Consider the following 21,607-nt stretch of genomic DNA (forward strand, 5'->3'; position numbering starts at 1 on the left):
GCGCTTTTTTTATCTTATTTACTCATTTGCTGAAAATAAAGTTACTCAGTTTAGCTAATGACAGCAGATGATTTTCCCTTATTGATAAAAATACTACGGTAAGATGAATAATAACTCGCTAAAATTATAGGCATAGAGATTAAGAGCCCTAAACCGAAAGGAATTATGGAGATTATGAATATTACCCCAATGGTAATAAAGAATAAGAGACCGGGTAATAAGTTCTTTTTCACGGCTTCCAGGCTCATTGATACGGCAGCGCCAAATTTCAAATTATGGATAACAATTAACGCTGGGGCAAACCAAGCTAAAGCGCTGGCAACGAGGCCGAAGACAAACAAAACAAGGAGAGCAAGAAATAATGGAGACAGGTCGTTTTGGGAAATTTCAGCGTAAGGTTCACCATATTGGCTGGCTAACAATATATTGGTTAATATACCACCGCTTATGATAAAAGTTGCAATAAATCCAAGGAGCATAATACCAAATGATAAAGCCCCAACGCCAATTAGCGACGCAAAATTTTTCTGAAATCCGCTAAATAGCAGTCCTAATTCGAATTCTCCAGTAGTTCTCTGTTTTTCACATAGAGCCATAACTCCACCAATAAATACTGGACCTAAGATTCCCGAAAATAGCCCAAGAAAAGGAATAAACTGTAAACCAGATATAACTGCAAAATAGATAATGGTAAGTAGTATCCACATACCCCATTTGCTTTTAACAAGTTCCCATGATTGCCCAATCCATTTCGTACCTTCTCCGCCACGGACGGACTGACCACCAGGAATAAATACCTCGTTATTGTTAGATATAGAGCCAGAATTAAAATTGAGGTTTTGATTATCCATTAATTTTTCCAATTTATTTGTTGATTTATATGAATAACTTCTTTATTTGCATTTCAAAAACTACAGCCAGCTTGAGAAAGCCGGCGAATATATTATATTAATTTTATTAATCGACAAGTAGTAAATGGACATAATTAAGGAGAAATTTTTGATGTGTTTTTAAACAAAAGGTTACTTGCATTGCTAACTTTATCAAAGCGATTCGCTAAGCTATTTATGTAATATATTGCAGTTTCCTCATGTAAATTAATTAACATTTATATTTCAATGTCGATTTTTAAACATAGACATTTAATTTTTTATAAAAAAGTTTTCTCTTGCGGTTAAAACGCTATTAAAATATGACCTCTTGGAAAAATAAATGGCCTAATTAATCTATTATTATCCTGATTTATCTTTTTTACTGGGTTATATTGGGCTTTATGGTGGGTATGTTTTACACTGTTATTAAAAGTCATTGTCTTAACCTTTGGCTTTCTCATTTTTCCTTTTCTTATATTTGATTTTTTAGGTTTAGAACCAAAAAAGCAACAGGTATATAATGGCACTAAAATTAAAACCTATTTATTTAATAGTTATTCATGTTTTTAAACTGCTCTATTCTTTTTTCTCTGTTAATTTGATTAATATAAGGCTTCCTTGCCTTCTTTAACAATTGTGGATATTTTTATTTATTTTCTGAAAATAAAGTGGCTATTTTCAGCAGGTAGTAGATGTATTTTTTTAGGCAGTTAAAGAGGATACGTTTTCCTTACTGATAAAAATGCTACGGTAAGAGGAATAATAGCTAACTAAAAGTATTGGCATAGAGATAAGAAAACCTAAACCGAAAGTTATCAACGAGATTATAATAAGGACCGTCGAGATGATAAAGAATAATAGGCCGGGCAATAAATTCTTTTTCACTGCTTTCAGGTTCATGGATATAGCAGCGCCAAATTTCAAATTGTGGATAATGATCAATGCGGGTGCAAACCATGTTAAAGCGATAGCAATAATGTAGGAAATTGTCAAAGCAAAGACGCTAAAAAATAGTGTAGGTGAGCTGTATTCAAATATTTTTAATGAAGCATTTTGATTGAGAAGTATGGAAAATAAGATCTCAGTTATTTCTTCTCCATCGATAATAAGCATTGCAATAATACCAAGGAATATAATTCCAAACGATAAAGCACCAACGCCAAGTAGTGATGCAAAATTTTTCTGAAATCCGTTGAATAACAGTTCGAGTTCGAATTCCCCGGTAGTTCTCTGTTGTTCACACGCGGCAATAATGCCACCGATAAATACTGGGTTAAAAATTCCAACAAATCCTCCAATAAAAGGAATAAACTGGAAACCAGCTACAAATATAAGATAGATAACGCAGAATAGTATCCACATCCCCCAATTACTTTTGGCAAGTTTCCACGCTTCACTAATCCATTTCACACCTTCTATGCTACTGAGGGACTGACCATTAGGAATAAATAGTTCTTGATGGTCGGGTATAGTGTTGGAGTTAAAATTTTGGTTTTGATTATCCATATATTTTTCCAATTTATTTGTTGATTCATAATACTTTAAATCGCTTTTTGGCTGCATCTCAGATGGTACAGTCAGCTTGAGAGATCTGGTAAGTATATTATATTAATCTCATTAATCATCAAATCTTAAATAAGGAAAATAAGCCAAAATCATTGATTGTTTTTATACAATATGTTTCTAAATGTTTTTAATTGTATTAAATTGAAAATAACTGTAACAAAGTGTTTCAATGTTACCTGTGGATGAATTTAATTAACCTACAACCCATATGATTGGAATGGTTTTAATTCCATTGAATGTTTTTTTATGTAGAATGGAAATTCCCGTTAATAGTTAGTCATTGGTATTTTAACGCTAAGCAGGAGTGTATATGTCAGACTTAATTTATTTAACCCTAAAGGGCCATAAACAGGGGTTAATATCGGCAGGTTGTTCGTCTATAGATTCAATTGGAAATAAAGGTCAATTGGATCATATATACCCTATGGATTTCAAGATGCATCGCTCCCTTGCTGCCGTGCTGCAACTCGAAATCTATTGGGTATAAACGACTTATATCTTAATATTTTATTCGTTATTTTATTGAAATAGCATTCATGGTTATCCGTTCTATAAAAATCAAAAATGCATTCAAGTTCTTTATTTTTAGAAATAAAAATTAAGTCGTTTAATTAATACATAACTTTATGCCCGTAGCTTTCTAAAATATTTTTCACTCTCTCCATGGTCTCTTTTGCCGGCGGTTTCACACCTTCCAACTGATATTCTTCCCCCATAGTTGTCCATTTATGTTTACCCAGTTCGTGATAGGGTAGAAGCTCGATTTTTTCAATATTTTTCATATCACTGGTAAATTCACCCAGCCTATGAGCGGATTCATCATCATCAGACCAACCCGGCACTACAACATAACGAATCCAGGTTTTTTGATTACGTTTAGTCAGATAGCGAGCAAATTCCAAAGTGCGGTGATTTGAAACACCGACTAATTTTTGGTGAATTTCATCATTAATCTGTTTCAAATCAAGCATGACAAGATCGGTCACATCCATGAGTTCATCAATAACCGGATCGTAGCGGCGGACAAATCCATTGGTATCAAGACAGGTATGGATACCTTCGGCACGACAGGCTCGAAACCAATCACGCACAAATTCAGCTTGAAGAATGGCTTCACCCCCCGATGCGGTAACACCACCCCCTGATGCATTCATAAAATGACGATAGGTTGTCGCTTCTTTTATGAGTTCTTCGACAGTAACGTCTTTGCCGCCGTGGGTATCCCATGTATCGCGGTTATGGCAATAAAGACAGCGCATCAGGCAGCCTTGAAAGAAGACAATAAACCGGATACCGGGACCGTCAACGGTGCCACAGGATTCGAAAGAGTGGATACGGCCAAGTACCGACATAACAGAATTTCTCCAAAACTGGCAGGATAAACGAATAGAGGCCCCGAAATTCAGGGCCTTTGATAGTGAATTATTACATAGATTGAGTGAAAGTACGGGTGATCACATCCTGCTGTTGTTCTTTAGTTAATGAATTGAAACGCACGGCATAGCCAGATACCCGAATGGTGAGCTGAGGATATTTCTCAGGGTCTTCCATGGCATCAAGCAACATGTCACGGTTCATCACGTTAACGTTGAGATGCTGACCACCTTCAATGTCAATTTCGTGGTGGAAGTAACCATCCAGTAAACCAGCCAGGTTAGTTTTACGTGTTTCATCATCTTTGCCTAACGCATTCGGGACAATAGAGAAAGTGTAAGAAATACCGTCTTTCGCATAGGCGAATGGCAGTTTAGCCACAGAGGTCAGAGAAGCAACGGCACCTTTCTGATCACGACCATGCATTGGGTTTGCGCCGGGGCCAAATGGTGCGCCAGCGCGACGTCCATCAGGCGTATTACCGGTTTTTTTGCCATAAACCACATTGGAAGTGATAGTCAGAACGGATTGAGTAGGAACCGCGTTACGGTAAGTATTCAGTTGCTGGATTTTCTTCATGAAGCGCTTAACCAGATCACAGGCGATATCATCGACGCGTGAGTCGTTGTTACCAAATTGTGGATATTCACCTTCAATGTTGAAATCAACAGCTAAACCGTTTTCGTCACGGATCGGCGTGACTTTGGCATATTTGATCGCAGATAGTGAGTCAGCGGCGACAGACAGACCGGCAATGCCACATGCCATAGTACGATGAACGTCACGGTCATGTAGAGCCATCAGTGCGGCTTCGTAGCTGTATTTGTCATGCATATAGTGGATGATATTTAATGCTGTGACATACTGTTTTGCTAACCAATCCATGAAATGGTCCATGCGGGCCATCACTTTGTCGTAGTCCAGTACTTCATCTTTCATTGGCTCTTCCTTCGGGCCAACCTGCATTTTCAGTTTTTCGTCCACGCCGCCATTGATTGCGTACAACATGGTCTTAGCCAGGTTTGCACGGGCACCGAAGAATTGCATCTGCTTACCTACAATCATCGGGCTGACACAACAAGCGATCGCGTAATCGTCGTTGTTGAAATCAGGACGCATCAGATCATCGTTCTCATACTGTAAAGATGAGGTGTCGATGGAAACTTTTGCCGCGAATTTTTTAAAATTTACCGGCAGTTTTTCGGACCACAGGATAGTCATGTTGGGTTCTGGTGACGGACCCATGGTGTACAGGGTGTTCAGGAAGCGGAAGCTGTTTTTAGTCACCAGTGTGCGGCCATCCAGCCCCATACCTGCCAGAGATTCTGTTGCCCAGATTGGGTCACCGGAGAATAGTTCGTCATATTCAGGTGTACGCAGGAAACGCACCATACGTAGCTTCATGACCAGATGGTCGATTAATTCCTGCGCTTCAACTTCGGTTAATTTACCGGCTTGTAGGTCACGTTCGATGTAGATATCCAGAAAGCTGGAAACGCGACCGAAAGACATCGCAGCGCCATTTTGAGATTTAACTGCCGCCAGATAAGCAAAATAAGTCCACTGTATCGCTTCCTTGGCATCAGTGGCCGGGCCAGAAATATCATAGCCGTATTTAGCTGCCATCTCTTTAATTTGGCCCAGAGCACGATGCTGTTCAGCAATTTCCTCACGCAACTGGATGGTCATCGCCAGATCGTCACCGCCTTCCAGTTTTTCCTGCAATGAATTGAATTGGGCTAATTTATCGTCACGCAAGAAATCGATGCCGTAGACTGCAACACGGCGGTAGTCACCAATAATGCGACCGCGGCCATAGGCATCAGGCAAACCTGTTAGCACGCCAGATTTTCGGCATTTTAGAATATCGGGTGTGTAAACATCAAAAACACCCTGATTATGTGTTTTGCGGTACTCAGTGAAAATTTGTTTTAATTTAGGATCGAGTTCACGGCCATAAACTTTACATGAGCCTTCCACCATTTTTATACCGCCAAAGGGGATCAGTGCGCGTTTTAATGGTGCTTCAGTTTGCAGACCAACGATAGTTTCCAGATTTTTTTCGATGTAACCCGCATCGTGGGAAGTAATGGTAGCAGCGATATCAGTATCAAAATCAACCGGTGCGTGAGTACGGTTTTCGATTTTGATACCTTCCATGACTTTTTCCCACAAAACATCGGTTGCTTTGGTAGAGCTTGCGAGGAAAGATTCGTCACCCTCATATGGCGTATAGTTTTTCTGGATGAAATCACGAATGTTGACTTCGTGTTGCCAGTCACCCTGATTAAAACCTTGCCATGCTACAGAGAATTTTTCATTTAACTCAGTCATGATACTTCTACCTTATTTAATAATCGAACTTTTGAAAAATCAGGCGCGGGAGCTAATTAATGTTTTTGCTCGCTACGCAGATAAATTAACCAGTAAGTCAAACCCACTAAAACAGCGCCACCGATAATGTTGCCAATAGTGACCGGAATTAAATTATCAGTAATAAAGTGCGAAACAGTGAGTTGAGAGAATTGTTCAGGTGTTGCTCCCACATTGATCCAGAATTCAGTGGGGGCGAAATTCTTAATAACAATACCAAGCGGAATTAAAAACATGTTAGCAATACTGTGTTCAAAACCGCTAGCAACAAACATGCCTACGGGTAAAATCATGGCAAATATTTTGTCTATTAAACTGCGTCCGGCATAACTCATCCAAACGGCGAGACAAACCATCAAATTGGCAAGAATGCCTAAAAACATGGCTTCAATGAAAGTGTGGTGCACTTTATGGTCAGCAGTTTGTAGTACATTCAGGCCCCATAATCCATTAGCGACACGATATTGACCGGCAAACCAGATAATGGTGACAAAAAATAACGCGCCAACTAAATTACCGAAATAAACGTTAAGCCAGTTTTTAAACATTTGACTCCAGGTTATACGTCCGGTTGCTTTGGCAATAATCGTCAGCACGGTGGAAGTAAATAAATCTGCGCCACAAACCACAACTAACATTAATCCAAGTGAGAAACAGATTCCGCCGACTAATTTAGCTAATCCATAAGGGACAGATTCAGTGCCTGTGGTCGCGGTGATGTAAAAAACAAAGGCAATAGAAATAAAAAAACCGGCGGTTATTGCTGATATATAGGTGGTTGCAGGATGTTTAGTGGTTTTATAAACACCAACATCATCAGCGAATTTTGCTATTACCGCAGGAGATAATAAATTAAAAGGGGTGTCAGCTTTCATACTAACTTCTCTTTATGATTAATTAGTCATGGTACGTAACGATAGTAACAAAGGCTCGATGGTATGAATTTGATATAGATCATAATCCTCAAAGAGTGGACGCTGTTTTGAGGGTTAAAACGGTTAAAATTCCAGTTAATTTATTGATTTTAATAAAATAAAAAAATTTTAAAAATTATTATATTTTTTTATTTAACCACCGAAAGGAAGTTTGATAAGTAAAATTACAGGCTAAATTGTTATTTATTTGTTGTTTTAAATAAATTGAATTTAACCTGAATTTTACCTTTAACGATAAATTGTCTTTTCTACAATTTTATTTTGCGTTCCAGAAATCGCGTTTTGCTTTTTGCAATTTCTCATAAGCGGCTAATAAAGCCTGATGAGCGGATAGTGATTTTAAATCTGCATCGACTGACCACAAGCCGTAAAAACAATTTTCACCAGAAATAGCTGCTGAAGCTGCTTCAACAGCCTCCTGTCCGTACATTTTTACGAATGCCTGATAATATTGCGCAGGTTCTTTGTCTGCTTCCTGAGTAAGTAAGAGCAGTGTTTGCAGACAGCGATAATAGTTAGCTCGCTCGGTCGTGAAGACTGAGGCATTAAAATCCTGAGTCCATTCTACCCAAATCAGCGCTTGTTCCAGATCACCGCCCGCCAATGCCAACATGGATTTCAGTTCACCAATACGTAAATTGCTCCAGCCATTATCTTTACCAACCGCAATACCAAGCAGCTCACGAACGCGGGTAAAATCATCCAGACCTTCTTCATCTAATCGCTCAAGCAGTGCCAGATATTCTTCAGGCTGCCATTGGCTATCCGGTAGTGCTAATAAAGTTTCTCGCAGATGAGTTCCCATCGTGTTATTGGCAATATGTAAATCTTCCACTGGATAAATATCAGACATACCCGGAACCAAAATACGGCAGGCATAAACACCGAGGTGTTCGTAATCAGCAATATAAACTTCAGCATCCAGTTGCTTGAAGATAGCCATTAAGGTAGCAAACTCTTCTTCTGTCGTACCGCTGAAACTCCAGTCAGAGAAAGTATAATCAGCATCTTGTTTGAATAAATCCCAGCTGATCAAACCGCTCGAATCAATAAAATGCGTTTCCAGATTGGTATGTTCTGCAACTTCTTCATTATCGAAAGTCGGTGCATTGAACACATCCAGATCTTTTAGACCGCGACCTTGCAACAGCTCGGTAACGGTACGCTCCAGCGCCACACCAAAATCAGGATGTGCACCAAATGAGGCGAAGCAAGTCCCATTATTGGGATTAAACAGAACCACGCAAATCACCGGGAATTGTCCACCTAGAGAGGCGTCGTAACAATAGAGCGGGAAACCTTCATCTTGTAATGTGTTGACTGCTGCAACAACCCCCGGATAACGATTCATGACTTCCTGCGGGATTTCTGGCAGGCTGATGCCTTCTGCAATAATCCGGTTTTTGACATAGCGCTCAAAAACTTCGGATAACCCCTGAACTCTGGCTTCATTAACCGTGTTACCTGCTGACATACCATTGGAAACATAAAGATTGCCAATAATATTCATTGGAATATAGATGGTATGATGATCAGATTGACGGGTGAATGGCAGTGAACAGATACCACGCTCTTCATTACCTGATTGCAAATCGACTAACTGACTTGCAGATAAATCATTTTCAGGATCATAAAATTTACGTAACCGGGCATCCAGAATACCTGCTGGTAGCGAATCATCTTCGGGTAAAGCAAACCATTTTTCATTGGGATAGTGGACAAAATCACCGTTAGCGATAGCGTGTCCTAAATAGAAATCAGCGAAAAAATAGTTGGTTGACAAACGTTCAAAGTATTCCCCTAAAGCAGAAGCTAAAGCGGCTTTTTTACTTGCCCCTTTACCGTTGGTAAAACATAAAGGGCAATCGCGGTCACGGATATGCACTGACCAGACATGAGGAACCGGATTCAGCCAGGAGGCTTCTTCGATATTAAAACCAAGATGTTGCAGTTTTTGCTGAAAGCGATTGATTGAGTCTTCCAGTGCGGCATCTTTGCCGGGAATAAAGGTTTGCGTCATGGTATTCACTTATGAATGCTCGTTACGGGGCGCTCATCATACGAGTTTTTTTTCAGTAGCTAAAGTCTAGTATGTATCACAGATTTATTGTTATCATCATCCATAATTTGGCAGGATATTTTTTATTAAGGAAGAAGCATGAAAAAGATGAAACACACAGCATTAGCCAGTTTATTGGCATTAATTAGTAGTTCTGCTATTGCTTTGCCAAATATTACGCTTTTGGCGACTGGAGGAACGATTGCAGGTGGGGGCGAATCTGCAACGGAATCCAACTATGTTGCGGGAAAAGTGGGTATTGATGTATTAGTCAACGCTGTTCCTGAGATCAAAGATATCGCGAACCTGAAAGGTGAGCAGGTGGTGAGCATCGGCTCGCAGGATATGAATGATCAGGTGTGGCTGACTTTGGCGAAAAAAATCAATGCTGATTGCGATAAGACCGATGGTTTTGTTATCACACACGGCACAGACACGATGGAAGAAACTGCTTACTTTCTCGATCTGACTACTCAGTGTCAAAAGCCGATTGTTATGGTTGGGGCTATGCGCCCATCGACAGCAATGGGGGCTGATGGCCCATTAAATCTGTATAACGCGGTAGTGGTTGCCGGAGATAAAGCATCGGCCAAACGTGGCGTATTGATGGCAATGAATGATGCGGTTATCAGCGGGCGTACCGTGGTAAAAATGAGTACTACTGAAGTTCAGGCATTCCAGCCAATTAATGCTGGTGCTGAAGGTTTTATTCATAACGGCAAAGTCAATTATTACGCTGAAGCTAAGCCAAGAGCGGACAAGGCTATTTTTGATGTCAGCAAACTGGATAAGTTGCCAAAAGTCGGCATCGTTTATAACTATGCGAATGCCTCTGATCTGCCTGCGAAAGCGTTGTTGAAGGATGGTTATCAAGGGATCATCAGCGCAGGGGTTGGCAATGGTAATATGTACAAAACGATTTTCGATACTTTGGCCAAGGCAGCTAAAGACGGGGTTGTAGTTGTGAGAGCAAGCCGTGTACCGGTAGGTTATGTCACTCAAGATGCGGAAGTGGATGATAGTAAATATGGTTTTGTCGCATCTGAACGCCTGAATCCGCAAAAAGCCAGAGTGCTTTTACAATTAGCGCTGACTGAAACCCACGATCCGGCGAAAATTCACGAGATGTTTGTTAAATTTTAATCCCTGATTTAAAGAGACTAACAGGGTGTATTCAGTACGCCCTGATATTTCTTCCTCTTCTTCGAAATACCTGTCATTGATATGAAATAAGCAGTACGTATATTGGAAGTTTTTCTCATCTGCTTATATTTAAATGTGGGTGAAGTATAAGTATCCAGCCAACAGAGGCAGTTAATTGAAGCACAACGATTGCAAGTTACTAAAGACAAGCTGAAAGCCCGTTGGACCGGAAGCACCCTGGATTTGCCTTCTCAATCTAGTTAAGGCCCTTTAATATTTGGAGTGAATGATGCCAACTGTAGGCCAGTTTGCATCAAGCGAGGGAATGCTAATTAAAACCAGTAGTTGAAAGTAGCATTTTGCTCAAGAAGTGACTAAGATATTATTTGTACGGAAATTTGCCGGGTAATTTTAGTCGAGGTTTATTATGGCTGCTTCTACCGCGCGTTTTGAGGCGCGCATGAGTTCTGATCTACACGCTCTGATTAAACGTGCCGCTGAGATTCAGGGACGTACTATGACTGATTTTGTTGTGTCTGCTGCGCAAGATGCCGCACAGCGCGCGATTGAACGGTCAGAAGTACTCCGTTTGTCTCTGGCTGATCAGGAATGTTTTGCGCAGGCGTTACTGAATCCACAGGAACCTACGCCGGCGCTTAAACGTGCATTTGCACGTCGCCGCGCGCTATTACGATCAAAATGAGTGCTACGATGTTCGATGTTATGCAACTTAACGAAAGACACGATCGCAATTCGTTTTATAGTGGTTCAGAACCGCTAGATCGCTATTTTCAAAAACAGGTCGGTCAGGATGTGAAGCGCCGTGTAGCGGCTTGTTTTGTTGCTCTTTATGATCATCAAGTGGCGGGGTATTACACTCTGGCTGCTGCCAGTATTCAGTTGACTGACCTACCGACAGCCATTATTAGGAAAATGCCTCGATATCCAACAGTGCCGGCAGTTCGGATGGGGAGATTGGCTGTTGATCATACATTCGGAAATCAGGGACTTGGTGGGGCATTGTTAGCTGATGCGCTTGAGAGGACTATTCGTTCCGAAATTGCGTCTTATGCACTGCTTGTTGACGCAAAAGACGATAATGCAGCGCAATTTTACCAGTATCACGGTTTTATTGCCTTACCCGATTCGCCATTCACATTATTCTTGCCGCTGATGACCGTAAATAAAAAGAGAAAAAAATAAGAATCCCATTTGTTGCCGTATGAACAAGTTTATTGGCTATTTTCATGATAGTTTTGCTTCACGTTTGATTAACCATTGCAGCAATGAAATGGGAATGATACAACCGACAGATTAGATTCTTAATTGTTATCAATCATTGTTATTTCGTCAGATAAGGTGAGGTAAATGAATCAGGTATATAATTTCAGTTCGGGTCCCGCTATGTTGCCGGTTGAAGTATTGCGTAGAGCAGAACAGGAACTGTGCAACTGGCATGGTATTGGAACTTCGATTATGGAGATTAGTCACCGTGGGAAGGAATTTATCGCGGTGGCAAAAGAAGCAGAAAATGATCTGCGAGATTTATTGTCAGTGCCTGAAAACTATAAAGTATTATTTTGCCATGGTGGCGCTCGCGGGCAATTCGCCGCTATCCCAATGAACTTGTTGGGTGACAAGGTTAAAGCTGATTATATTGATGGTGGTTATTGGGCTGCATGTGCCGTTAAAGAAGCAAAAAAATACTGCACGCCGAATGTGATTAATATCAAAACTGAAATTAATGGCTTGAAAAGCATTAAGCCAATGAACGAATGGGTATTGAGTAATGATGCAGCATACGTTCATTACTGCCCAAATGAGACCATTGATGGGATCGAAATTCATCAAGAGCCGGATTTTGATGATAACAAAGTTGTTATTGCTGATTACTCTTCCTCAATACTTTCTAAGCCACTGGATGTCAGCCGCTACGGTATGATTTATGCGGGAGCGCAGAAAAATATTGGTCCTGCGGGGCTTACTCTGGTTATTATTCGTGAAGATTTATTAGGCAAAGCCCGTCAAGAAACTCCGTCTATTCTTGATTATGCTGTTCTGGCAGAGAATGATTCCATGTTCAATACGCCGCCAACTTTTGCCTGGTATCTCTCTGGTCTGGTCTTTAAGTGGCTGAAAGAACAAGGTGGATTACAAGAGATGGTAAAACGTAATCAGGCTAAAGCGGAACTGCTTTATAATGCCATTGATAACAGTGAATTCTACCGTAACCAGATTGCCCCTGAAAATCGTTCTCTGATGAATGTACCGTTCCAAACGGCAGATGCTTCATTAGATAGCAAGTTTCTGGCAGAAGCAGAAGCACAAGGATTGCAGGCACTGAAAGGGCACCGTATTTCCGGCGGTATGCGTGCTTCTATTTATAATGCGATGCCGATAGAAGGTGTTCGGGCTTTGGTCGATTTTATGGCTGATTTTGAACGCCGTAACGGTTGATTTGTCAACTTTAACCGGGAACATGTGTTCCCGGAATATTCAGTGCTAGCAGAATATTTCCTCAAACATAAAACTGACTCACTTAATAATTAGAACAATTTAATCAACAATCGGAGATCTTGTTGTTTATGCAATCCCTGACGCTACAACCTATTTCCTCCATTAATGGAACCGTTAACCTGCCAGGGTCAAAAAGTGTTTCCAACCGCGCATTATTACTGGCAGCTTTTGCAGAAGGCACAACTTGTCTGACTAACTTGCTGGATAGTGATGATATCCGCCATATGCTCAATGCATTGACTGAACTCGGTGTGAGTTATCGTTTATCTGATGATCGTACCCGCTGTGAAGTTGACGGTATGGGTGGCTTGATTACCGGTAAAGGGCCAGTAGAGCTGTTTCTTGGTAACGCTGGGACGGCGATGCGTCCACTGGCCGCCGCATTATGCCTTGGTAAAAATAACATCATTCTTACCGGTGAACCTCGGATGAAAGAGCGTCCGATTGGTCATCTTGTGGATGCTTTGCGTCAGGGAGGCGCGGAAATTGATTATCTGGAACAAGAAAATTATCCACCGTTACGAATTAAAGGCGGTTTTATCGGCGGTAGAGTCACCGTAGATGGCCGGGTTTCCAGCCAGTTTCTTACTGCATTACTGATGACTGCGCCATTGGCGGAAAATGATTGTGAGATTCATATTCAGGGTGAATTGGTTTCTAAGCCTTATATTGATATCACTTTGGCATTGATGAAAAGCTTCGGTATTACCGTCGAGCACGATCAATATCAGGTTTTCCATATTAAAGGTCAGCAAAAATACCACTCTCCGGGTCATTATCTGGTTGAAGGTGATGCTTCTTCTGCTTCCTATTTTTTGGCGGCTGCGGCAATTAAAGGTGGTACTGTGCGCGTGACCGGGATTGGTAAAAATAGCCTTCAGGGGGATACCAAATTTGCCAATGTACTGGAAAAAATGGGCGCGAAGATTCGTTGGGGTGATGATTTCGTTGAATGTGAACGTGGCACATTAACTGGCATTGATATGGATATGAATGAGATCCCCGATGCGGCGATGACAATTGCAACGACGGCATTATTTGCAGAGGGGAAAACAGTGATTCGCAATATATACAACTGGCGGGTAAAAGAAACCGACCGGCTTTATGCAATGGCAACTGAATTGCGTAAAGTTGGTGCTGAGGTAGAAGAAGGGCGAGATTACATCCGAATCACACCACCACAAAGAATATTGCCGGCTGAAATTGGCACTTATAACGATCACCGGATGGCGATGTGTTTTTCACTGGTAGCGTTGTCTGATACGCCGGTTACTATTCTTGACCCAGGTTGTACGGCAAAAACGTTCCCTGATTATTTCAATCAACTGGAAAGATTGAGCCAGCGTAAATCATAATCGGCGAGGATTATTGTTCAATTAAAGTGCATTTCTTTGATCGAAACCTATTTCATGAAGAATGTGCTTATTCCGATCACCCTCTGAGTGCGTATAATAAACTACAGATATTGATTGTTTTATTGAGTAAGATTCAGCATTCGGCGAAGAGTGAATTTGCCATGCTAAAGGAGAATAATAATGGTGGCGATAGCCCCAGTAATAACTGTTGATGGGCCAAGTGGTGCCGGTAAAGGAACTTTATGTCAGGCATTGGCAGAAGCTTTGGGCTGGCAATTGCTTGATTCTGGTGCGATTTATCGGGTATTGGCACTGGCAGCGATTCATCATCAGGTGGATATTCGGTCCGAAGATGCATTAGTTCCTCTGGCTGCTAATCTTGATGTACGCTTTGTCCCGGAGAAAGGGAAACTCAGTGTGATACTCGAAGGCGAAGATGTCAGTAATGAAATCCGTACTGAAACGGTAGGAAATACCGCTTCACAGGCAGCCGCTTTCCCACGGGTGCGTGAAGCATTATTACGGCGTCAGCGAGCTTTTCGGGTTGCCCCAGGTTTGATTGCTGATGGTCGTGACATGGGAACTGTTGTGTTTTCTGATGCGCCAGTGAAAATATTTCTTGATGCCAGTGCAGAAGAACGCGCACGCAGACGTATGCTACAGTTGCAGGAAAAAGGCTTTAGTGTTAACTTTGAATGTCTTTTGTCCGAGATACAGGAGCGTGATTATCGTGACCGTAATCGGGCAGTTGCACCATTAGCGCCCGCTGAAGATGCTTTAATACTGGATTCAACCAGTATGTCTATCGAAGAAGTTATCGATAAAGCGCTAAATTATGCGAAAAAAATTCTTTCATTACCTGAGCGATTTTAAGTTTTTAGCTTATAATTGATGGTGATGTACTAAAAATTAGGTATGCGGATTAATAAAATTTTTCTACATACCGGGCAACCTTGTAACAGGGAATTGTGGCAAGGCATGTAAAACAACCCCATTCGGCTGGAGGCTAAATGGACGTTAAATTAAAACTCTTGAAGACCATTAACATGACAGAATCTTTTGCTCAACTCTTTGAAGAATCCCTGCAATCTATCGAAACTCGTCCGGGTGCTATTGTTCGCGGCGTAGTTGTTGCTATCGATAAAGACGTTGTACTGGTTGACGCAGGTCTGAAATCAGAATCTGCTATTCCTGTAGAACAGTTTAAAAATGTTCAGGGTGAGCTAGAAATCCAGGTTGGTGATGAAATTGATGTTGCACTGGATGCTGTAGAAGATGGCTTTGGTGAAACTGTACTGTCCCGTGAGAAGGCAAAACGCCATGAAGCATGGCTGATGCTGGAAAAAGCTTACGAAGATGCAGAAACAGTTATGGGCATCATCAATGGCAAAGTGAAAGGCGGTTTTACAGTCGAACTGAACGGTATCCGTGCATTCCTGCCCGGTTCTCTGGTTGATGTTCGTCCAGTTCGTGATACTACTCACCTGGAAGGCAAAGAGCTTGAGTTTAAAGTCATCAAGCTGGATCAGAAACGCAACAACGTCGTTGTTTCTCGTCGTGCTGTTATCGAATCTGAAAACAGTGCAGAACGTGATCAACTGCTGGAAAACCTGCAAGAAGGTATGGAAGTTAAAGGTATCGTTAAGAACCTGACTGACTACGGTGCATTCGTTGATCTGGGCGGCGTTGATGGCTTGCTGCACATTACTGATATGGCTTGGAAGCGTGTTAAACACCCAAGTGAAATCGTCAATGTGGGCGATGAAATCACAGTTAAAGTACTGAAATTCGACCGTGAGCGTACCCGTGTATCTCTGGGCCTGAAACAACTGGGCGAAGATCCTTGGGTAGCAATCGCTAAACGTTATCCAGAAGGTACTAAACTGACTGGTCGCGTAACTAACCTGACTGATTACGGCTGCTTCGTGGAAATCGAAGAAGGCGTTGAAGGTCTGGTACATGTTTCAGAAATGGATTGGACCAATAAAAACATCCACCCATCTAAAGTAGTTAATGTTGGTGATGTTGTGGAAGTTATGGTTCTGGATATCGACGAAGAACGTCGTCGTATCTCTCTGGGTCTGAAACAGTGTAAAGCTAACCCATGGCAGCTGTTTGCTGAAACTCACAACAAAAATGACCGTGTTGAAGGTAAAATCAAGTCAATCACTGACTTCGGTATCTTCATTGGTCTGGATGGCGGCATCGACGGCCTGGTTCACCTGTCTGACATCTCCTGGAACGTTACCGGTGAAGAAGCAGTTCGTGAATACAAAAAAGGCGACGAAATTGCAGCTGTCGTTCTGCAAGTTGATGCAGAGCGTGAGCGTATCTCTTTGGGCATCAAACAACTGGCGGAAGATCCATTCAATAACTACCTGTCTGTGAACAAGAAAGGTGCTATTGTTACTGGTAAAGTCACCGCAGTTGATGCTAAAGGTGCTACAGTAGAACTGGCTGATGGCGTTGAGGGTTACCTGCGCGCATCAGAAGCTTCTCGTGACCGTGTCGAAGATGCAACTCTGGTTCTGAACGTTGGTGATGCAGTTGAAGCTAAATATACTGGTGTTGATCGCAAAAACCGCGTAATCAACCTGTCTGTTCGCGCTAAAGACGAAGCTGACGAAAAAGACGCTATCGCTTCTGTGAACAAACAAGAAGACGCAAACTTTGCTAACAATGCAATGGCTGAAGCTTTCAAAGCAGCTAAAGGCGAATAATTTAAGTTATAACGATGGATAACACATTAGTGTGTTATCCAAACGGTAGTTTAGGGAGGTACTAATGACCAAGTCTGAATTAATTGAAAGGCTTGCTGGCCAGCAATCTCATATTTCGGCCAAAACCGTTGAAGATGCAGTGAAAGAAATGCTCGATCATATGGCAGTAACCTTGGCAGATGGTGAGCGGATAGAAGTGCGCGGATTCGGCAGTTTTTCTCTTCACTACCGTGCTCCGCGTGTAGGTCGTAATCCTAAAACGGGTGATAAAGTGGAATTGGAAGGTAAATACGTTCCTCATTTTAAACCCGGTAAAGAGTTGCGTGATCGCGTAAATATCTACGATTAAGTTTGAAGATAACGAGTTATTACTTATTTTTAATTTCAAACGGCACCTTTGGGTGCTGTTTTTATATTGATAGTTTGGCCTTTTGATTTAATTAAAGTTCATACAAAAAGAGCGAATTTTTATATTGAAAAATCCTTCCTAATGATCTTGCTAATCTGACATTTTTTCCCAAAAATCATTTGATAGGTGAAACCAATATCATCATTGGCTTTATACCCGTTATCTTTCAAGTTGCCTCTTTGTTCGCTGCACTCACTCACCCCGGTCACATAGTTATCTATGCTCCCGGGGATTCGCTCCTTTGCCGTCGCGATGCATCTTGAAATCTATTGGGTATATACCCGTTATCTTTCAAGTTGCCTCTTTGTTGTCTGCATTTACTCACCCCGGTCACATAGTTATCTATGTGACCGGGGATTCGCTCCCTTGCCGTTGCGATGCATCTTGAAATCCATAGGATATAAATTTATTCGTGATCCTTACTCTTGTTGTAAATTTGTTTCGTAATTATTATAAATCATGGGTAATTACAAGCATCAATCAACCTAATTTCTATAAATTTCAGAGTATTCCTATATATTCTTAAGTTAAATTCATTGCATTATTGATCGCTTATTAGTCCATAAAAGGTAAAAACATGATGACGATTTCAGTTAGATCCATTCGTCATGTTGTAAATCAATGGAGAAGTGAATAGATGGCAATAGGATATTATCTGCTCGTTGGTGATAAAACGACCTGCGGTGGTCAGATTATTTCTGGTGATCACACCATGACGTTTGATGGGCGGGCAACTGCTCGTGAAGGGGATAAGGTTACCTGTGGTAAACATTCCGGTACTTACCTGATTGTCGGTGGTACTTCAAATATGTTTGACATGGGGAGACGACTGGCTGGCACATTGGATAGCGTCAGTACTTGTCCGTGTAAGGCTCGGTTCATTAACTCGATTATGGACAGCTATGAGCAGCAAGATCAGCCTCGTCAACAAGCGCCTGCTCATATGGCGGTGCAAAACTTCTCATCACCGGTGAAGGAAGTGGGAAATATCCAATCCTCACCGCCGCCTGTAACACAGGCATCTCTTCCACCAATTCCGGTATTTGCCAAATCCCTACAGCGAGGTAAAGGCTGTAGCGATGCCGGTACGGAGGCTGAACCTGCAAATAACTTTGGCAGGATGGCGATATATCAGGTTTCGTCATCTTTTGCACCCGCGACGGAGCCAAAGCCTGAACAACCGCCACAGAGTAACAAATACCCGCTTAAACCGCAGGATAAAAAAGTACCGTGGTATAAGCGCTGGTTTAGCAGTAGCAAAGATAAAGGCTGAAGCCGCCGCTACCGCTGTGGCTGCAACCACCCGCAGCGCGGTAGCGGAAGGTGAAGCACTGGTGATGCGTTATATTGGTGGCAGTGCGGTCAGTGCAGGGCGCTGGTTGGCAGCACCTAATCCGCTGACGGTAGGATTAATGGGAGTGTTCTATTCGCCAGAGCTAAATCAGGGCGAGGAAGATTACTTAAGTCAGTATCATCTCAGGCAAATAGCCGAACAGTTCGGTAAAGCTCCGACGCGTGTTCGTTTTCGCTGGGTCAGAGATGAAAAAAGTGGCAGGATGACGGTTCAGGGATATCATGTCAGCCCGGAAAGTGGTCTGGATAAAGTGCCGGTTCATATGATGAGGCTGAATCGGACCACCGGTAATTATGAGTTCTGGGAACCGGGAGAAAACAGGCCGACGATTTTGTGGACGCTGAACGAACAGGAATTCAAGGTTTCATCTCATACCGGGAATGAGGAACCGCCGTTTATTCCGTCGCAGATAACGGTATTACCGATTCCCAGTCAGATAGCGGATAAGTTACGTGGGAGGAGATTTAATAACTTTGATGATTTCAGAAGAGCCTTTTGGAAAGAGGTTGGTAATGATCTTGAGTTGTCTAAGCAATTTGATCCAAATAACTTGTCAACTATGAAAAATGGCCGGGCACCATATGCCAAGAAGACAGAACAAGTAGGTAAACGAGTAAAAATAGAACTTTATCACATACAGCAAATATCAAAAGAAGGCGATGTATACAATCTCGACAATATCAATGCAATAACGCCTAAGCAACATATTGAAACTCATAAAAATGGTAAATGAATATGAAAAAGATATCTGATTATACAGAAAAAGAGTTCCTTGATTTTGTCATAGGCATTTGTATCTGATACATACTCCACAGAGGAAGATCATATAGCTGCTGTCATGGAATTTGAGCGTCTATCAGAATACCCAGCTGGGTCTGATCTTCTATATTATCCAGAAAATGGGAAAAGTGGTCCTAGTGCCATAGTGCATGAAATCAAAGAATGGCGAGCCAAAAACGGTAAACCGGGCTTTAAAAAATAGCAATTAAGTCAGTGATGAAAAGGATTTTTTTAATCCTTTTCATCACGGCCAAGGTTAATACCTCACAACTATCATATGAAATGCCGATTCATCCACGGATAACCTCAAGAACCAAATTGCAGATGAATTGGCTCAACCAGAATTGATTACTTAAGAGAAATTCTGGTTGAATAATGTTATTGAATATGAAAAGAAATAGAGTCCAAGTATAATCAAAGTTACGCCACTGGCATAATTGATAAACTTGATAACACGATGGCTGAGCATTTTTTTGGAGAAAAATATAATGGTATTAATAAATACAACCCAAAAAATAACACCAATAATTGTTCCTGATGCACCGATAGCCAAACCGTATTTGTCTGATGTAATATTGTTGAGTTGTGCACTTACAGATAACCAAAAGATAATATTGTATGGATTTAATAGTGTTAAAAATATACCATCAAAAAATTGTCTATGATAGGGCATGGCGATGATATTGATATTTTCTTCATTTTTCTTATTGATAAAACTGATAATACCAAACCAAATTACCATTAATGCACCTAAAAAACCTAAAATAGGCATAAAAATAGTATGGGAAAACAATTGCAATATACCAAAGCCTAAAAGTAATAAATAAATTATATCAGCAAAACAAGCACCTAAACCAAAAGCCATTGCGTGAAGACAACTGATATTCAAATGCCTACGCATAAGCTCTATATTTATAGGACCAACGGGAGCCGCAGCTCCCAGACCTAAAAGAAAAAATGTCCCTAATGTACTCATTACAGCGATCATATAGTTAATTCCATAACATGAGATGTTTATTTAGCGATAATCCTATGAAGCTTTGCAAAGATATTCTACACCCATCAGGAAAACTACGAATTGCATGAGGTTTCCGGGTGTTTATTATTATTAAATCTCCTTGTTCTGGTTTAATGAGGATGGACTGTGGAAGAGTGCCGCGCCAATTATATTCTGGATTATCTTCAATCAATTCGGTGATAGGAATAGCAGGGACATCCCACAGCTCTAGCTCTCCCCCATTTGTCGGTGTTTTTAGGTATATATTCACAGAGAATTGCCCCAGTAAATTGACGGATTGTTGCTGAAGGCCATCAAAGTGAGGTTGTTTTTCAACCATGAAAGAACGTTCGGGCCTTCGCATAACTCTGGCAATACCCGCATGCATCTTTTTACCTTCAAAATTGGCAATACTGGCACCCGCTGACCATACTTCATCCAACTCTAAACGGAATTTGTCGAAAGGGGCTAGCATTGGAGCACAGAAATTTCTGACGTCTCTTATTGCTGATAATGCATTATCAAAATATTTTTTATAACTATCGCTATCTTTGGGTTTGCCAAAAGTGGTGTTGTAAGAGACACCAATTCTATCAACACCATAATCGACTAAAACAACATCATCTCCTTTTTTCAGGTCATGAGGATGGCATTCTAAATTTTTATGGGAGAGGAAGAAATCAGAGAGTTTATTTGCAATGTGACTATCTACATATTCTTTTATATGGATTGCTAATACCTCATTATTAAATAACTTTGCGAGTTCATTTTCTTTCAAAGAGTTGGATACGATGACTTCATTTTTCATAAAAACCACCTTGTTATATTTACCATTATTTTTTGATGATTTTTCACCTAAAAATAGGATATTAATTTAATCTTATTCATGTTTAATCAATGCGATCTTAATCACAAAATAAAGCGTGGATACTTATTTTAGCAGTTTCACGTATCCAGTAATTGAAATAATGTCAGTGAATAATGATTTTTCTTGTTTTACATTCAGTTAGTCAGTTGTTTTATGAATACTGGGATGATGATTTTTTTATATGAATTTAATATTCAATGATAATAACGGCTAGATAATATAACTCCTTGTGAGTTTATGATGACTTGGAATATATATTTATCATGTGGGCACACAGATAAGGCC

The 21,607-nt window shown here is 41.0% G+C and carries 19 protein-coding genes and 2 pseudogenes; 12 read left to right on the forward strand and 9 right to left on the reverse strand.

Annotated elements, in window-relative coordinates:
• Nucleotides 1-50: 50 nt before the first annotated feature.
• Together BDD30_RS16730 and BDD30_RS16735 are read right to left on the reverse strand one after the other, a co-directional pair.
• Nucleotides 51-851 carry a BPSS1780 family membrane protein gene (locus BDD30_RS16730; protein WP_041382099.1) on the reverse strand — a complete coding sequence of 267 codons (801 nt, stop codon included), beginning with the start codon at nt 849-851 and terminating at the stop codon, nt 51-53.
• Nucleotides 852-1,574: 723 nt separating this feature from the next.
• Nucleotides 1,575-2,378 carry a BPSS1780 family membrane protein gene (locus BDD30_RS16735; protein WP_041382097.1) on the reverse strand — a complete coding sequence of 268 codons (804 nt, stop codon included), beginning with the start codon at nt 2,376-2,378 and terminating at the stop codon, nt 1,575-1,577.
• 370 nt (nt 2,379-2,748) lie between these two features.
• On the opposite strand from BDD30_RS16735, the pseudogene BDD30_RS24315 reads away from it, so the two are divergent.
• Nucleotides 2,749-2,856 (forward strand): annotated as a pseudogene (locus tag BDD30_RS24315) (type VI secretion system tube protein Hcp); the annotation flags it as partial.
• 193 nt (nt 2,857-3,049) lie between these two features.
• Here the strand turns inward: BDD30_RS24315 and pflA are convergent.
• The 4 genes from pflA to ycaO form a co-directional block, all read right to left on the reverse strand.
• A complete protein-coding gene (gene pflA / locus BDD30_RS16745) occupies nt 3,050-3,790 on the reverse strand; it encodes a pyruvate formate lyase 1-activating protein (RefSeq protein WP_015834969.1) in 741 nt (246 codons plus the stop codon).
• A 73-nt stretch (nt 3,791-3,863) separates the two neighbouring features.
• On the reverse strand, nt 3,864-6,146 hold the full coding sequence (pflB, locus tag BDD30_RS16750; RefSeq protein WP_015834968.1) for a formate C-acetyltransferase: 2,283 nt from the start codon (nt 6,144-6,146) through the stop codon (nt 3,864-3,866).
• A 56-nt stretch (nt 6,147-6,202) separates the two neighbouring features.
• A complete protein-coding gene (gene focA, locus BDD30_RS16755; RefSeq protein ID WP_015834967.1) occupies nt 6,203-7,060 on the reverse strand; it encodes a formate transporter FocA in 858 nt (285 codons plus the stop codon).
• Between the two features lie 316 nt (nt 7,061-7,376).
• Nucleotides 7,377-9,140 (reverse strand): 30S ribosomal protein S12 methylthiotransferase accessory factor YcaO, encoded by a 1,764-nt coding sequence (gene ycaO / locus BDD30_RS16760; protein ID WP_041382095.1) that lies wholly within the window; start codon nt 9,138-9,140, stop codon nt 7,377-7,379.
• 138 nt (nt 9,141-9,278) lie between these two features.
• Here ycaO and ansB point away from each other — a divergent pair, with 138 nt between their 5' ends.
• From ansB to ihfB, 8 genes are all read left to right on the forward strand, one after another.
• The gene (gene ansB, locus BDD30_RS16765) at nt 9,279-10,322 is read left to right on the forward strand and encodes an L-asparaginase 2 (RefSeq protein WP_015834965.1); all 1,044 of its coding nucleotides are present in this window, start codon (nt 9,279-9,281) and stop codon (nt 10,320-10,322) included.
• Between the two features lie 427 nt (nt 10,323-10,749).
• Nucleotides 10,750-11,025: a type II toxin-antitoxin system TacA family antitoxin gene (locus BDD30_RS16770; RefSeq protein ID WP_015834964.1), complete on the forward strand. Its 276-nt coding sequence runs from the start codon at nt 10,750-10,752 to the stop codon at nt 11,023-11,025.
• An 8-nt stretch (nt 11,026-11,033) separates the two neighbouring features.
• A complete protein-coding gene (locus BDD30_RS16775; RefSeq protein ID WP_015834963.1) occupies nt 11,034-11,525 on the forward strand; it encodes a GNAT family N-acetyltransferase in 492 nt (163 codons plus the stop codon).
• 165 nt (nt 11,526-11,690) lie between these two features.
• Nucleotides 11,691-12,779 (forward strand): 3-phosphoserine/phosphohydroxythreonine transaminase, encoded by a 1,089-nt coding sequence (serC, locus tag BDD30_RS16780; RefSeq protein ID WP_015834962.1) that lies wholly within the window; start codon nt 11,691-11,693, stop codon nt 12,777-12,779.
• 128 nt (nt 12,780-12,907) lie between these two features.
• On the forward strand, nt 12,908-14,194 hold the full coding sequence (gene aroA / locus BDD30_RS16785) for a 3-phosphoshikimate 1-carboxyvinyltransferase (protein WP_041382091.1): 1,287 nt from the start codon (nt 12,908-12,910) through the stop codon (nt 14,192-14,194).
• Between the two features lie 180 nt (nt 14,195-14,374).
• Entirely contained in the window at nt 14,375-15,067 is a 693-nt protein-coding gene (cmk, locus tag BDD30_RS16790) for a (d)CMP kinase (RefSeq protein WP_015834960.1), read from the forward strand.
• Nucleotides 15,068-15,240: 173 nt separating this feature from the next.
• A complete protein-coding gene (gene rpsA / locus BDD30_RS16795; protein ID WP_041382882.1) occupies nt 15,241-16,914 on the forward strand; it encodes a 30S ribosomal protein S1 in 1,674 nt (557 codons plus the stop codon).
• Nucleotides 16,915-16,978: 64 nt separating this feature from the next.
• Nucleotides 16,979-17,263: an integration host factor subunit beta gene (gene ihfB, locus BDD30_RS16800; RefSeq protein ID WP_015834958.1), complete on the forward strand. Its 285-nt coding sequence runs from the start codon at nt 16,979-16,981 to the stop codon at nt 17,261-17,263.
• A 119-nt stretch (nt 17,264-17,382) separates the two neighbouring features.
• Here the strand turns inward: ihfB and BDD30_RS23730 are convergent, their stop codons facing one another.
• A complete protein-coding gene (locus BDD30_RS23730) occupies nt 17,383-17,532 on the reverse strand; it encodes a hypothetical protein (protein WP_170152968.1) in 150 nt (49 codons plus the stop codon).
• Between the two features lie 428 nt (nt 17,533-17,960).
• On the opposite strand from BDD30_RS23730, the pseudogene BDD30_RS24765 reads away from it, so the two are divergent.
• The 3 genes and pseudogenes from BDD30_RS24765 to BDD30_RS25100 all read left to right on the forward strand — a co-directional run bounded on the left by BDD30_RS24765 (nt 17,961) and on the right by BDD30_RS25100 (nt 19,659).
• Nucleotides 17,961-19,410, forward strand: a pseudogene (locus tag BDD30_RS24765) (S-type pyocin domain-containing protein).
• A 2-nt stretch (nt 19,411-19,412) separates the two neighbouring features.
• Nucleotides 19,413-19,478: a bacteriocin immunity protein gene (locus BDD30_RS25095; protein ID WP_422615916.1), complete on the forward strand. Its 66-nt coding sequence runs from the start codon at nt 19,413-19,415 to the stop codon at nt 19,476-19,478.
• A 37-nt stretch (nt 19,479-19,515) separates the two neighbouring features.
• Nucleotides 19,516-19,659 carry a bacteriocin immunity protein gene (locus BDD30_RS25100; protein ID WP_015834955.1) on the forward strand — a complete coding sequence of 48 codons (144 nt, stop codon included), beginning with the start codon at nt 19,516-19,518 and terminating at the stop codon, nt 19,657-19,659.
• A gap of 150 nt (nt 19,660-19,809) precedes the next feature.
• Here BDD30_RS25100 and BDD30_RS16815 read toward each other — a convergent pair whose 3' ends face one another.
• The gene (locus tag BDD30_RS16815) at nt 19,810-20,445 is read right to left on the reverse strand and encodes a LysE family translocator (RefSeq protein WP_015834954.1); all 636 of its coding nucleotides are present in this window, start codon (nt 20,443-20,445) and stop codon (nt 19,810-19,812) included.
• Between the two features lie 4 nt (nt 20,446-20,449).
• Nucleotides 20,450-21,262, reverse strand: coding sequence for a 2OG-Fe(II) oxygenase (locus BDD30_RS16820; RefSeq protein ID WP_041382086.1), 813 nt, complete (start codon nt 21,260-21,262; stop codon nt 20,450-20,452).
• Between the last annotated feature and the right edge of the window lie 345 nt (nt 21,263-21,607).

This window comes from Photorhabdus asymbiotica, from assembly GCF_003634575.1.
Classification (GTDB): domain Bacteria; phylum Pseudomonadota; class Gammaproteobacteria; order Enterobacterales; family Enterobacteriaceae; genus Photorhabdus; species Photorhabdus asymbiotica.

Excerpts from the sequence above, each read along its gene's own strand:
- BDD30_RS16735 (WP_041382097.1), bottom strand. The coding sequence starts at position 2,378 with ATGGATAATCAAAACCAAAATTTTAACTCCAACACTATACCCGACCAT.
- pflA (WP_015834969.1), bottom strand. The coding sequence starts at position 3,790 with ATGTCGGTACTTGGCCGTATCCACTCTTTCGAATCCTGTGGCACCGTT.
- ycaO (WP_041382095.1), bottom strand. The coding sequence starts at position 9,140 with ATGACGCAAACCTTTATTCCCGGCAAAGATGCCGCACTGGAAGACTCA.
- ihfB (WP_015834958.1), top strand. The coding sequence starts at position 16,979 with ATGACCAAGTCTGAATTAATTGAAAGGCTTGCTGGCCAGCAATCTCAT.
- aroA (WP_041382091.1), top strand. The coding sequence starts at position 12,908 with ATGCAATCCCTGACGCTACAACCTATTTCCTCCATTAATGGAACCGTT.
- BDD30_RS16820 (WP_041382086.1), bottom strand. The coding sequence starts at position 21,262 with ATGAAAAATGAAGTCATCGTATCCAACTCTTTGAAAGAAAATGAACTC.
- BDD30_RS16770 (WP_015834964.1), top strand. The coding sequence starts at position 10,750 with ATGGCTGCTTCTACCGCGCGTTTTGAGGCGCGCATGAGTTCTGATCTA.
- BDD30_RS16730 (WP_041382099.1), bottom strand. The coding sequence starts at position 851 with ATGGATAATCAAAACCTCAATTTTAATTCTGGCTCTATATCTAACAAT.
- cmk (WP_015834960.1), top strand. The coding sequence starts at position 14,375 with ATGGTGGCGATAGCCCCAGTAATAACTGTTGATGGGCCAAGTGGTGCC.
- ansB (WP_015834965.1), top strand. The coding sequence starts at position 9,279 with ATGAAAAAGATGAAACACACAGCATTAGCCAGTTTATTGGCATTAATT.
- BDD30_RS16815 (WP_015834954.1), bottom strand. The coding sequence starts at position 20,445 with ATGATCGCTGTAATGAGTACATTAGGGACATTTTTTCTTTTAGGTCTG.
- serC (WP_015834962.1), top strand. The coding sequence starts at position 11,691 with ATGAATCAGGTATATAATTTCAGTTCGGGTCCCGCTATGTTGCCGGTT.
- BDD30_RS25100 (WP_015834955.1), top strand. The coding sequence starts at position 19,516 with ATGGAATTTGAGCGTCTATCAGAATACCCAGCTGGGTCTGATCTTCTA.
- BDD30_RS16775 (WP_015834963.1), top strand. The coding sequence starts at position 11,034 with ATGTTCGATGTTATGCAACTTAACGAAAGACACGATCGCAATTCGTTT.
- focA (WP_015834967.1), bottom strand. The coding sequence starts at position 7,060 with ATGAAAGCTGACACCCCTTTTAATTTATTATCTCCTGCGGTAATAGCA.
- rpsA (WP_041382882.1), top strand. The coding sequence starts at position 15,241 with ATGACAGAATCTTTTGCTCAACTCTTTGAAGAATCCCTGCAATCTATC.
- pflB (WP_015834968.1), bottom strand. The coding sequence starts at position 6,146 with ATGACTGAGTTAAATGAAAAATTCTCTGTAGCATGGCAAGGTTTTAAT.